At 41.4% G+C, this 13,062-nt stretch carries 10 protein-coding genes; 5 read left to right on the top strand and 5 right to left on the bottom strand.

Annotated elements, in window-relative coordinates:
* The first annotated feature begins 214 nt into the window (after positions 1-214).
* Positions 215-1,234, top strand: coding sequence for a TRAP transporter substrate-binding protein DctP (gene dctP / locus ACQ96U_RS06215; RefSeq protein WP_431720378.1), 1,020 nt, complete (start codon positions 215-217; stop codon positions 1,232-1,234).
* Positions 1,235-1,262: 28 nt separating this feature from the next.
* Here dctP and ACQ96U_RS06210 read toward each other — a convergent pair whose 3' ends face one another.
* On the bottom strand, positions 1,263-2,264 hold the full coding sequence (locus ACQ96U_RS06210) for an MDR/zinc-dependent alcohol dehydrogenase-like family protein (protein WP_431720377.1): 1,002 nt from the start codon (positions 2,262-2,264) through the stop codon (positions 1,263-1,265).
* Positions 2,265-2,745: 481 nt separating this feature from the next.
* Between ACQ96U_RS06210 and ACQ96U_RS06205 the strand changes: the two genes are divergently transcribed.
* Positions 2,746-3,258, top strand: coding sequence for an O-acetyl-ADP-ribose deacetylase (locus ACQ96U_RS06205; protein ID WP_431720376.1), 513 nt, complete (start codon positions 2,746-2,748; stop codon positions 3,256-3,258).
* A 69-nt stretch (positions 3,259-3,327) separates the two neighbouring features.
* Here ACQ96U_RS06205 and rraA read toward each other — a convergent pair whose 3' ends face one another.
* Entirely contained in the window at positions 3,328-3,819 is a 492-nt protein-coding gene (rraA, locus tag ACQ96U_RS06200) for a ribonuclease E activity regulator RraA (RefSeq protein ID WP_431720375.1), read from the bottom strand.
* Between the two features lie 168 nt (positions 3,820-3,987).
* Positions 3,988-6,366, bottom strand: coding sequence for a phosphoenolpyruvate synthase (gene ppsA / locus ACQ96U_RS06195; RefSeq protein WP_431720374.1), 2,379 nt, complete (start codon positions 6,364-6,366; stop codon positions 3,988-3,990).
* A gap of 716 nt (positions 6,367-7,082) precedes the next feature.
* Here ppsA and ppsR point away from each other — a divergent pair.
* The 3 genes from ppsR (at position 7,083) to ACQ96U_RS06180 (ending at position 10,881) form a co-directional block, all read left to right on the top strand.
* Positions 7,083-7,901, top strand: a complete 819-nt coding sequence (gene ppsR / locus ACQ96U_RS06190) for a posphoenolpyruvate synthetase regulatory kinase/phosphorylase PpsR (protein WP_431720373.1) — start codon at positions 7,083-7,085, stop codon at positions 7,899-7,901.
* A gap of 397 nt (positions 7,902-8,298) precedes the next feature.
* Positions 8,299-9,642: an SH3 domain-containing protein gene (locus tag ACQ96U_RS06185; protein ID WP_431720372.1), complete on the top strand. Its 1,344-nt coding sequence runs from the start codon at positions 8,299-8,301 to the stop codon at positions 9,640-9,642.
* Positions 9,643-9,810: 168 nt separating this feature from the next.
* Positions 9,811-10,881: a hypothetical protein gene (locus tag ACQ96U_RS06180; RefSeq protein ID WP_431720371.1), complete on the top strand. Its 1,071-nt coding sequence runs from the start codon at positions 9,811-9,813 to the stop codon at positions 10,879-10,881.
* Positions 10,882-11,122: 241 nt separating this feature from the next.
* On the opposite strand, the gene ACQ96U_RS06175 is transcribed toward ACQ96U_RS06180, so the two are convergent.
* On the bottom strand, positions 11,123-11,341 hold the full coding sequence (locus tag ACQ96U_RS06175) for a GDCCVxC domain-containing (seleno)protein (RefSeq protein WP_431720370.1): 219 nt from the start codon (positions 11,339-11,341) through the stop codon (positions 11,123-11,125).
* A gap of 204 nt (positions 11,342-11,545) precedes the next feature.
* A complete protein-coding gene (locus ACQ96U_RS06170; RefSeq protein WP_431720369.1) occupies positions 11,546-12,994 on the bottom strand; it encodes a bifunctional 2-methylcitrate dehydratase/aconitate hydratase in 1,449 nt (482 codons plus the stop codon).
* Between the last annotated feature and the right edge of the window lie 68 nt (positions 12,995-13,062).

The following is a 13,062-nucleotide window of genomic DNA, read 5'->3' as shown; positions in this document are numbered from 1 at the left end:
ATTTCGGCATATGGGGATAGCCATAGTAAGGTTGTTTTAAGTGATTTTGGCAATGACGAGCATAAGTCAGATCACGCACATCTGAATATCAAACCTCCTCTGACTTTCCCTGTCATTTCTTACATGGTTTATCTGTACTTAAGCCTGTTCTGTTATTCCCGATACATCGCATACTTAGTGGCTGAACAAGGATGATTCGTCAGGAAGAGCGTTGATGGTTAAAATCATAAGACATAAGCAACGTAAGGATTTATTTTACCTACTCTGTTTAGGGTTACTTTGTAGTGTATTACTCTGCTGGGGAGGACAAGGTTGGGCTAAATCATGGCAATTAGTTTCTGTCTACTTGGGGGATGCACGTCACCAAAACCTGCTCACTGAATTTGCCCATGGGGTTGAGTCGTTACCCAAAGCTAACCTCAAAGTGGATATTTATAACAAGTGCAGCCTGATTCCCGATAAAAATTTATTAACCAGTGTTGTTAAAAATGATATTCAACTAGCGGAACTACTCATGGCTGAGTTAGAACATGAGGATCCTCTGTTTGGTTTAGATAATATTCCTTTTATCGCGACCGATTTAGCAGAAGCACAGCAGCTATGGGAAATTTCGCGAGAACAAGTACAGCAGCGGCTAGATAACCTTGGTCTGCATTTATTACTGGTTGCTCCCTGGCCACCTCAAGGTATTTTTACAGTTCAGCCGCTAGCTTCTCTTGTTGATCTGCGGGGGGGCAAGTTAAGAACATATTCAACAGAAACCGCATTATTGGCACGCTACTTGGGGGCTGAAGCTATTCATGTGCCTCATGAACATTTACGCGAGTTCTGGTTAACGGGTCAGCTAGATGCAATGATTACATCTCCTGTAACCGCAGTAACACAACAGGCCTGGCAATATATAAAATACTATTATGATATCCAGGCGTGGGTACCCAAAAATATGTTAGTGATTAATCGTACAACATGGCAAAGTTTGAGTATTCAGGAACGTCAGATATTAACTGCGTTGGCCAGTAAATTAGAAGCACAAGCCTGGCAAAACACACGACAGCATGTTCAGCAAGCCCTGCTCACCATGAAAAAACATGGCATTCAGGTGGTAACACCCAACCCCAAACTGGTTGCTCAACTGAGGCATATTGGTCATTTGATGACAGCTCGCTGGGCAAGGAATGCTGGGCAGGTTGGACGAGAGATACTAGGCTCCTTTCGGAAATACCATAAGCACTAGCAGTCAGTCATTTAGCAATGTCTAGTCATCATTGTGTAGGGTTTGCACCACTTGGAAAGTCAATAAGCACCTTTTTACTGCCTCTCTGCATTGCATGTTGAAAGGCGCGTTGAAATTGTTGAAATGGGTATCGAGCCTCAATAAGTAGCTCGGTATCCAAGGTATGGTTTTCCAGAAATTGAAGCGCTTCGTTCATTTGGCCACAGCGAGAGCCAATGAGCTTAATTTCATTAACGACGAGCTGGGATAAGTTAACTTCACTTAACTGGTGACTGGTTGTTTTAAGTACAATTGTGCCACGAGGTGCAACCAGCGCCAGTGCCATATCTAGCCCATTAGGTCGACCTGTGGCTTCTACAATCACGGAAAAGTGCTGCTGATATTGTTGGAGGAGCTGGCTCGTGTTTTTGAACTCAAGTAATTCAGTTGTTATTCCGTGACGGGCGGCAATAGCCAGTTTATTGGGATGTTTGCCAATCAGTACCAAGTTTGGAAATTTTTCTTTAAGGGCAAGACTAATGAGTAAGCCAAGCTTACCATCACCCAGCACAGCTACAGTGGCATTATCAGGTACGTGTAACTGTGTTTGAATGGCTAAAGCGGCAGCCAGTGGCTCGGTGAAGACAGCAACATGATCAGGGATAGTGTCAGGAACCAAGTAAAGATTGGTTAACGGTGCGGTAAACATTTCTGCAAAAACACCATCTTTATGTTTGATGCCTAAAACTTGCCGATGGTGACAGTGGTGAGGATCATTGTGCTGACAAGTGGGGCAATCTCCGCAGCCAATATTGATATCAACTACAACTCGTTTTCCTACATAGTCGGGCTTTGCTGGGCAACTAATTACTTCTGCCACACATTCATGGCCTGGAATACCTTGAAAGTTATAATACCCATTGAATAGTTCGATGTCTGTTTGGCAAATACCTGCCACCAGTGGTCGTAATAATGCTTCATTTGGGGCAGGCTCAGGGTCAGAGGGAGTAACCAGCATAATTTGTTGATCATTAAATAAGACCGCCTTCATTCACGACACCCTCATAGTTGGCTTCAGTGGTTGATACTGAGCTGTTTTCTTCATAGCTTAACGATTATAGATGAAATTTTAGAAAGTAAATGGTTCCAAGAAATTGAAAAATGCAAGTTGCTCTGATGAATAACATCATTAGGGAAGGACTCGTGAGTTTTTTAGTATTCAGAAAATTTATCACCATTTTATTGCACATCCATGTTTAGCCTTTAGGTATTTATATTACATTATATGTCATAAAACTGTCAGTTATTATGCGGCAAGTTAAGTATACTTTGCTACTCATTGACTCAATAAAAAAGGTATAAATAAATACTTTTGTTGAAAAGTGTATATTTTTTGACAGTAAATAATAGCGTTTTCCTGTTAAGTGTATCATCACGATATATTCAGTTCGCTATAATTGGATACAGGGCACTTCTAAAAAAGTGCATTTTTAACGTGCCCTACAACCTTGAAAGTTTAAAGGAGAAGGTCATTGACTGTACAGCTAAGCGTACGACAAGATGATATAACTCAGCTTGCTGTTGATGCCATTGTTAATGCTGCCAACAGTAGTTTGTTAGGAGGCGGTGGTGTTGATGGGGCTATCCATCGTGCCGCAGGGCCTGAATTGGTGGCAGCATGCAGATTGCTTAATGGTTGTAAAACGGGGCAGGCTAAAATAACCCCGGGCTTTCACCTGCCTGCCCACTATGTTATTCATACGGTAGGTCCAGTATGGAATGGGGGGCAATCAAACGAGCAGGAGTTACTCGCCAGTTGCTACAGAGAAAGTTTGCAGCGTGCGTGTGAACATGACCTTCAATCAATTGCGTTTCCAGCAATAAGTACAGGAATCTATGGTTTTCCAAAACAGCCTGCAGCTGAAATTGCAGTACAAACAGTACAGCAGTACTGTGAAGAAAAACCATGTTCATTAGAAAAAGTGATTTTTTGTTGTTTTAGCGGTGAGGATTTGGCCATTTATAAAGCACTATTATCGATATAAGAATTTCAGTGAGCTATTGTGCTCACTGATTGAGCTGATGAGGAGTGATACAGCGTTAGTATTTTTGATTTAAGTCGTTGTGAGAGGTAGAGATTCAGAGGAAATAATTACACCATTCTCATCAGCATACAAATAATTACCTGATTGAAGCGTGACTCCAGCAAGATTTATTTCAAGTTGCTTTTGCCCTTCACCTCGTCTGATAGATTTTCGAGGGTGTGCCGCTAAAGCCATAATGCCAATCGGTAATGTTTTTAAGATAGTGACATCACGAACACAGCCATTGATCACAATGCCTGCCCACTGATTTTCAACCGCTCGCGTTGCGATCTGATCACCCAGCAAAGCACAGCGCATGGAACTACCACCATCAACCACTAATACTTTGCCTTTCCCTGGTTCAGCAAGCATTGATTTGACAACGCTATTATCTTCGAAACATTTAGCGGTCACCACTTCACCAAAGAACATAGACTGACCACCAAAATGTTTAAATACCGGGGACATTACTTGAAGTAAAGAGTCGTATTGATCACACAGATCCGGTGTTGAAAAAAACACGATAATTTCCTTTTAAAACCAACGTTGTACTGCTCTCCTGAAAAGAGGTGATTTTCTTTAGAGAGGATATATTATCGCTGATCTTTATTTGAGATTAAGGGTAAATCGTCTGCTGTTATTCCCTTACTTTTTATAGAAAAAAGTAGAGGGAATAACGTACAGTATCTATTAAGCTGGCGTTGCTACTTTCTCTGCCAGATAAAACCACGTGTTCAGAACGGAGTCAGGATTGAGTGAAATCGTTTCAATTTGCTGATCCATAAGCCACTTAGCTAAATCCGGGTGATCAGAAGGTCCTTGTCCACAAATACCAATATATTTATTTTGACGGCGACAAGCTTCAATAGCCAGCTGTAGTAAATGTTTAACCGCAGGATTACGCTCATCGAATAAATGGGCAATCAATCCTGAGTCTCGATCCAGTCCTAAGGTCAGCTGGGTCATATCATTAGAGCCAATAGAAAAGCCATCAAAGTACTGTAAGAAATCATTAGCCTGCAATGCATTACTGGGTAACTCACACATCATAATCACTTTTAATTGATGCTCTCCCCTACGTAGTCCATTTACCGCCAGTAATTCGGTTACACGCCGTGCTTCACCCACTGTCCGCACAAAGGGCACCATAACCGCTACATTAGTTAATCCCCGCTGTTCTCGAACACGTTTTAAGGCGGCACATTCAAGTTCAAAACAGTCACGGAAACTATCGGCGATATAGCGTGAAGCGCCACGAAAACCTAACATAGGATTTTCTTCTTTAGGTTCAAATAGCTCCCCGCCAATCAAATTTGCATATTCATTGGATTTAAAGTCGGATAAACGCACAATGACAGGTTTTGGGTAAAAGGCCGCAGCAATTGTAGCAATACCTTCTGTTAATTTTTCAATGTAAAAACCAACAGGGCTATCATAGCCAGCAATACGTTCGTGAATGGCTTCGCGGATATCACCTGGGAGGTCTTGCATATTTAACAGGGCTTTAGGGTGAATACCAATCATGCGATTAATAATAAATTCAAGCCGTGCAAGACCAACCCCGGCATTAGGAATTGCCTGAAAATCAAATGCACGATCAGGATTACCCACGTTCATCATTAATTTAAACGGCAATTGTGGCATGGCATCAACGGTGCTTTGTTGTACTTCATAAGCTAATTTACCCTGGTAAACGAAGCCTGTATCCCCTTCTGCACAGGAAACAGTAACATCTTGCCCAGATTTCAATAGCTCTGTGGCATTCCCACAGCCCACCACGGCAGGAATGCCGAGTTCTCTAGCAATAATCGCGGCATGACAGGTTCGCCCTCCTCGGTCTGTGACAATAGCTGCAGCCCGTTTCATGATGGGTTCCCAATCAGGATCTGTCATGTCGGCAACCAGCACATCACCCGGTTTTACTTCATGCATTTGATCAAGGCTTTTAATCACACTGACGGAACCTGAGCCAATACGTTGGCCAATACTGCGTCCTTCCATGAGTACATGGCCTTGTTCTTTTAAAAGATAACGCTCAATAACAGCTGCTTCAGATTGGCTTTTGACCGTTTCTGGACGTGCTTGGACAATAAACAGTTGCCCTGTAATACCATCTTTTGCCCACTCAATATCCATAGGACATCCATAGTGCGACTCAATAATGAGTGCTTGTTGAGCTAGTTCTAAAACATCTTCGTCAGTGATGCAAAACCGGTGACGGCGCGGGTCATCGACGGGTTGAGTAATGAGTGAGTCGTGGACAGCTCCATTGCCGTTGTACACCATTTCAATGGCTTTTTGACCTAAATTGCGGCGCAAAATAGCATGATGTCCGGTACGAAGCGTTGGTTTGTGAATATAAAACTCATCTGGGTTGACCGCTCCTTGGACAATGGTTTCACCTAAGCCATAGCTGGCCGTTAAGAAAATCACATCACGAAATCCAGACTCAGTATCTAATGTAAACATGACACCTGAAGCCGCAGTTTCACTATGCACCATTTGTTGTATGCCAACAGACAGTGCAACTTGACTATGATCAAATCCTTTATGCACGCGATAAGCGATAGCTCGGTCGTTGTAAAGTGATGCAAAAACTTCTTTTACTGCCAGTAGGATATTACGGGTGCCTCGAATATTTAAAAAAGTTTCTTGCTGGCCTGCAAATGAGGCATCAGGTAAGTCTTCAGCAGTTGCTGAAGAGCGGACGGCAACAGATAAATCTTCGTGATGTTGCTGAAGTGTGGTGATGGCTTCTTCCAAAGTGGCTTGAAACTCTGGAGGAAATGGCGTATCGATTATCCACTGCCTGATGTTTCGCCCGGCTTTTGCCAGTGCTTGAACATCATCCACGTCAAGTTGATCAAGCACCGCGTTAATACGCTGGTCCAGCCCTTGTTGGCTTAGGAAGTCCCGATAAGCATCTGCTGTGGTTGCAAAACCATCAGGCACTTTTACCCCAGCATTGCTTAAAGCGGAGATCATCTCACCAAGAGAGGCATTTTTGCCACCTACCAGTGGTATATCATTGACACCCAGTTGGGTAAAGGGAATAACGTATTTATTCACTCAGTCAGTCTCCAGTGTCGATACCTTATGGTTTATTTGTACTTGAAACGCTAGGGTTATTTTAGGATATTGATGTGTATTGTTCGTTTTAGCTATGTATTAAACACGAGAGGTATATCCTTCACGTTAAAATGTTTTTTCGAACAATACCTATACATGGCTGTTTTCTGAGTTATTGGTATAACCTGCTTGTTTTATCGCTTTAGTCATATAATTGCCATAAAAGAAATCAGGTTTTTTATCGATAAAACCAGTAGCTCATCCACATTGACTAAACACTACCATGAAAGTTAGTGTTTTTAAAACAAAGAAAAGTACTGAAATTGTTAGTGAAAAATGTTTATTTTCGAATTGAGACTAATGACATAATAACGTTTAATAAAGCAGGAGTTAGTAAACTACGCTCTATAAGTCTACCCCATTAAGAGAAGAAAATTCATGATTTTGCTTGTTCTACAAAAAATAATTATTGCAAAATATTAGTGAACAATTTTACTTAAGGGTTCTAAAGTGGAACGAATTGATTTCATGAAAATAATATAAGGCATGACTTGTCATTTTTAAGGATCGTCACGTATACTCGTTGCGTCTCATCCCCTTGGCTTGCTCTGCCTGGTCATGAAATCAAGTAAGGTGATGGGAGTCTGCATAGACAAACAAGCAAAAACGTAGCTTAGATAAAGTAGCTTAGATAAAAAAGTTGGGAGAACACCAACATGGTAAAGCGCTGTGTGTTTTTTATTTCAGACGGTACAGGAATAACAGCAGAAACTTTGGGTCATAGTTTGTTGACTCAATTTAATCGGGATCAGTTTAGTTATAAAACATTCCCTTATATTGATACCGTTGAGAAAGCTCAGCAGACCGTTAAGCAAATAAAACAATATGCCTTTCAGGCAGAACAGCGACCCTTAATTTTTTCTACCATTGTCAATGAAGCAGTAACACAAGAATTAAGCTCATTAGATGCTTTTGTCATTGATTGTTTTTCAGCATTTTTAACGCCGCTTGAGCAGGAATTACAACAACCTTCTAACCACAGTATTGGGCAAAATCGCGTGATAGCGGCTGACCCCCGCTATCATCAACGTATCACCGCCGTTCATTTTGCCCTGGATTTCGATGATGGTGCAAAAACCTATGCTTATGATCAAGCTGACGTGATTTTGATTGGCGTATCACGCTGTGGAAAAACACCTACCTGTTTATATCTTGCGCTTCAGTATGGTATTAATGCAGCGAACTACCCATTAACCGAAGAGGATTTGGATAATCAACGGTTACCTGGAATATTACTAAGTCATAAGGACCGTCTATTTGGACTGACCATTGATGCAGAGCGACTGGCGGCTATTCGTCACGAGCGTCGACCGGAAAGTCGTTACGCTTCTATCAAACAATGTCGACAAGAGGTCAATGAAGTAGAAGCGCTAATGCAAGAGGCTCATGTACCTTTTATTAATACTACACAGTTTTCCATTGAAGAAATTGCGACTCGTGTGCTCTCTCTTACGGGCATTCAACGACAGTTTTAAGTAAGTATTATGCCCATAGTCAGATAAAGCACATCGAATGGCTTGTCGCAAGGATGCAGTAACCATGCCTTCCAGGGAAGGGTTCAGGACGTGTTTGAAGGGGGTAACAGTAACTATATGCGATTGCCCCGATTGCTGAGCAAACCTGTATTATTTTTATTACGACAATTGTAGATTAGTACCTAAGAAAATATTTCTTTATTTCCCATTTTTTTCCTACCAATAAAAATAACGTCTTAAAACTGAACGTTCATACTTGTTATGAGTTAACTGTCTATTTATATTGTTTGATTTTGATGTTCTAAATACGACAACTAATTTATATAAATATTTTGATTAAGGTCAAAGGATGTGCCTTTTAGCTGCTTAAATAATATATTTTTGAAGGGTGATTAGGATGGAATGGAAAATAAATCAATTTCGAACTGTGACATTAATTGTCGGAGTAATGTTTGCCACTTTTGCTCAGCAGGGATTAGCAGAAACATGTTCAGCTATAAAAGTAACAAATTCATATTTAAATGTTCGATCTGGACCTGGCACCAATTATGAAAAAATTGGGACGATGCACAGTGGTGAGTATTACATTGCGACAGGGAAAACATCAGGCGCATGGAAGCAGGTTTGGTTTGATGGAGGGAAAGCGCGTTGGATCTACAGTCAGTCTTATACCTCTACAGCAAAAGTGAATTGTGATGTGGTATCTACCGCGGCGTTAAATGTACGCTCAGGTCCTGGTACCCATTATCGTCTTGTGGGGACAGCGCCAAGTGGTTCCCATTGGGCCGTTATTGGTTCAGATGGCGTGTGGAAAAAAGTCTGGTATGCAAGTGAAGCGCGTTGGATTCATAGTGGATATTTAGGAAATGGTAGCTCAAACACGGCTATTCAGCTAACGGGTTTTAATATAAATAAAAGTGCAGCGAACACCAGCAGTCGGTTTGTTACAGTATACAGTACATACAGTGGATCAACACCCATCATGTATCGTATTAGTGAGAAGAGTAACTTTTCTGGTGCCACATGGAAAGCATTTGAAAATAAAATAACATTCACGTTATCTGCCGGTAACGGTGCTAAGAAAGTTTATTTTCAACTGAAAAATCAACAAGGACGTTTATCCAATGTGATGTCTGATAGTATTGCCTTCAAGGCAAGTTCGTCAGCACAAGGTTTTAATATCAAACGCAAGGAGTTTTATAACAAGTTCAGGGCAACATTTGGTCGGTTATCACAAAGTCAGGTTGATGGCATTAACTACCTTTTAGTTAATATGGAAAAAGACACACGACCCGCAATTAAAAATAAAACGGTATGGATGCGTCAGATTGCGTATATGTTTTCTACAACAAAACATGAAGTAGCAAACACGTATAAACCGATCACTGAATATGGCAATGAAAACTGTCGTCGATATGATGGTGGTTGTCGTTATAAAGGTAGAGGTTATGTACAGTTAACACATAAATACAATTATCGAAAAATGTCTTCTATTGTAGGTGTAGATTTAGTAAGTAATCCTACCAAAGCACTAGAGCCTAATATAGCATACACCGTCATGTCTTATGGCATGTTTTATGGTGTATTTACAGGGAAAAAATTGGGAAGCTATATCCTGGCCGGCAAGACAGACTATGTTAATGCACGTCGTGTTGTAAACGGCTTGGATAAGGCGCAGTTGTTGGCAGGTTATGCCCGGAGTTTTCAAAAAATCATGGAAGCATCAACTGTCGCGCGTTAATAGTAGCTATTAACGTTTTACTTATGTGCTGGCTGAGTATTGTTAAGAAACTAAAACATGCTCAGCTAGCCTATATAGATATGATTCGTGAAGGGTATCCTTCAATGAAAATTATATATTGCCAACCATTACTGTTGTGCATTTTCTGAATTAAGGTCGTAACTTGCTATGAAAAAACTTTCATTTATCATTAGCGCTGTGGCTGGGGGGGCATTAATAGCGGGAGGCTATTTTTTTCTTACTTCTCCGGATACAGAAAAAAACAGTCCAAAATTACCAACGAGTAACATAACATCTCACCCTGACAAAACCCAAAAGACGTCAACAGCGGTCACAAAATCAGCCCAGTCACTCATGGTTAAAGATGAGCATAAGCAGGATCAACATTCCTCAAATAGAGAACAAGAAATACTGGATGAGGCCCCCATCCAGACTTCACCTTACGATCTGGCCAGTGCGACTGTGGATAATTTGCGTTTGTTACTTGCTGAAGCTGAAGGCCCAGAAAAACAAGGTAAAATACAATCTATTTTACAGTCTCTGCTGGAAAATGCCGAAAAAGATTCTTCTGCCCTCTCTAGTATTATTGATAACTATAAGTTAGAACCAAACTCTGAGATGGGTTCGCTGCTACAGACTGTATTGGCAGAAATTAAAGATCCACAAGTTGAAACGGCTGCATTCGACTTGGCGAAAAGTGGTCAGGTAGAAGAACAATTAGCAGGTCTTGATTTATTAGCTCGACTTGATATCCCCAGTAAAAAAACATATAAACTGACAACCGGTATTCTCAGCTCAAATGATAATCCTGATATTTTAATGGCCGCGCTAAATGCTATGCCTGTGATTACCTTACCAGAACATGAATCACAACAAACCATTCAGCAATTAACGTCTCTTGCAACCGCAAATACTGATAGTGGGGTCAGATCAGCGAGTATCTTTAAAGTGGGTCAGTGGGCTAAAGATGAAAATGACTTAAGTCCGATAGTGGGTATTTTGAATAAATCAAAGAACCCTGATGATCGAATTAGTGCCATGATGGCAATACAGGAAAGCCGTATTGTTTCCAATCAATTGCGAGAAACATTGACCCAATTAATTGTCAATGATCAGGAACTTTGGGAAATCAGAAGAATGGCGGCTGAATCATTAAATCGTTATAAGTTATCGCCCAAAGAGTATGCAGCTTATCAAGCATTTCTTAAAGAGCAAGGTGATGTCGCTGCGGGAAATTAAGTGAATCAGGCTTAGCAGCCTGAAGTTTGTAATGGCTTGCAAGAGTGGTCAGTAACAACCTGACAATTTTTTAGCAGCTTATTGATACACGAAAGCAGCCACTCATCTTCATTCTATCATCTATCACGTCTATTGAGGCTTAACGTGTCCGATGTAAAAACATGAAGGCAATCTTGCGAGCGGGTAAGTCACTGACGTTCCACAAATTGCTAAAACATTGGGGCTTACTCGACAGGTTGTACTATCCACATTGTCGTAACCGTTGTTTTGAAGGACATGGCACTGTGCCATAGGAGCAAAAAACACAGCAGTCACCAGGTTTGGGACGCATCATAAATTTGCAGGATTCGCAGGGTAGAAACCATTGGCAGGCATTGGTTGGCATATACCCAGCTTGCTTATGACCACATTTGGGACAGGTGATAATGGATTCTCGAGTGACAGGTGGCTCAACCATCATGAGTAGAAACCTCTTACGACATATTACTACTAAAAAGTTTGTATAGTTTACTCTCTTTTATAGTCTAGTAATGATTTATGAGGATGTGATTGTTTTGTTGAAATAAGTTTATTCACCAGCCTTAAACCGTGCAAACTGGCTTGAGGGCACTGCTAAAAATGCACTTTTTTAGCGGTACCCTTGAGGCAAGTGCTATTAATTTTACTAAATCATGAATAAATCCATAAATGTATTCACTGGGGTGCGTTCTAACTGCTGTTGGTCATTACATAGCTTATAGATTTTATTAGCGCGGATTTTAGGAAAGCGAGTGGCTAAATTATCCCTGAATTTTTCCTCTAACAGAGGAATCCCTTCTTTTCGACGGCGTTGATGACCAATAGGGTACTCCACAGTAATTTGTTCGGTTGCAGAACCATCCGTAAAAAATACTTGTACTGCATTGGCAATGGAGCGTTTGTCGGCTTCTAAGTACTCTCGACTAAAGCGTTGATCTTCGATGACGGCCATTTTTTGGCGGAGTTGATCAATTTCAGGGTGCGCATTGTGGAATGCGTCTTCATAGTGCTCAGCGCATAAACTGCCACATAATAATGGGACCGCTATCATGTATTGGAGGCAGTGATCTCGATCAGCCGGGTTATTTAACGGTCCCATTTTACTGATAATACGAATCGCGGATTCATGAGTATGAATGACAATTTTTTCAATTTCATTTATACGAGATTTAACCTGGGAATGAAGAGTAAGGGCTGCTTCGACAGCTGTTTGGGCATGAAATTCGGCAGGGAATGATATTTTAAACAGCACATTTTCCATAACATAACTATGAAGTGGTTGAGCCAGTTTCAGTGATTCGCCTTTGAACAGCACATCCTGAAAGCCCCACTTAGGTGCTGAAAGCACACTGGGGTAGCCCATCTCTCCTCTTAGGACAATATCCGCAAGTCGTACAGCACGTGATGTTGCATCTCCAGCCGCCCAGGATTTACGTGAGCCGGCGTTAGGCGCATGACGGTAAGTACGCAATGCTTGACCATCAAGCCAGGCTTGAGATAGCGCATCAATGATTTGTTCGCGTGTGCCTCCCATCATATGTGTTATCACTGCTGTCGAGGCGACTTTGACTAAAACGACATGATCAAGCCCAACCCGATTAAAACTATGATTTAACGCGAGCACACCCTGAATTTCGTGGGCTTTAATCATGGCAGTGAGTACATCATGCATGGTTAGTGGTGTCTGCCCCTGGCTGATACGCTGTTGAGAAATATAATCTGCAACCGCTAGAATGCCGCCAAGGTTATCTGATGGATGCCCCCATTCAGCCGCCAACCAGGTATCATTAAAGTCTAACCAGCGAATAATGCAGCCAATATCCCAGGCTGCTTTTACAGGGTCCAGTCTTAATTGGGTTCCTGGTACACGAGCGCCATGGGGGACAATAGTACCCTCCACAATCGGACCCAGTAATTTGGCGCATTCAGGAAAACGTAATGCTAATAATCCGCAGCCCAATGTATCCATCAGACAGTGACGGGCTGTGGTATAGGCTGTTGTAGAACTTATCGTGGTTTCACACACATAATCTGCGATTTCAACCAATAAGGCATCAGGTGCTGTACGTTCGTTAATATCAACATTAGAGCTCATAATAATGATTAATCCTTAATTTAGTCGAATACGTAAAATATCCATCACAAGAGGTATATAGCTTAAAA

Origin of the sequence: Zooshikella sp. RANM57 (assembly GCF_050749885.1) — a bacterium.
Lineage (GTDB): Bacteria > Pseudomonadota > Gammaproteobacteria > Pseudomonadales > Zooshikellaceae > Zooshikella.
The sequence above is the reverse complement of the archived record's forward strand: the minus strand, read 5'-3'. Positions and strand labels throughout refer to the sequence as shown.

What these genes read in the sequence shown, in the direction of transcription:
- ACQ96U_RS06170 (WP_431720369.1), bottom strand. Translation starts at nt 12,994, where the DNA reads ATGAGCTCTAATGTTGATATTAACGAACGTACAGCACCTGATGCCTTA.
- ACQ96U_RS06185 (WP_431720372.1), top strand. Translation starts at nt 8,299, where the DNA reads ATGGAATGGAAAATAAATCAATTTCGAACTGTGACATTAATTGTCGGA.
- ACQ96U_RS06180 (WP_431720371.1), top strand. Translation starts at nt 9,811, where the DNA reads ATGAAAAAACTTTCATTTATCATTAGCGCTGTGGCTGGGGGGGCATTA.
- ACQ96U_RS06175 (WP_431720370.1), bottom strand. Translation starts at nt 11,341, where the DNA reads ATGATGGTTGAGCCACCTGTCACTCGAGAATCCATTATCACCTGTCCC.
- ppsR (WP_431720373.1), top strand. Translation starts at nt 7,083, where the DNA reads ATGGTAAAGCGCTGTGTGTTTTTTATTTCAGACGGTACAGGAATAACA.
- dctP (WP_431720378.1), top strand. Translation starts at nt 215, where the DNA reads ATGGTTAAAATCATAAGACATAAGCAACGTAAGGATTTATTTTACCTA.
- ACQ96U_RS06210 (WP_431720377.1), bottom strand. Translation starts at nt 2,264, where the DNA reads ATGAAGGCGGTCTTATTTAATGATCAACAAATTATGCTGGTTACTCCC.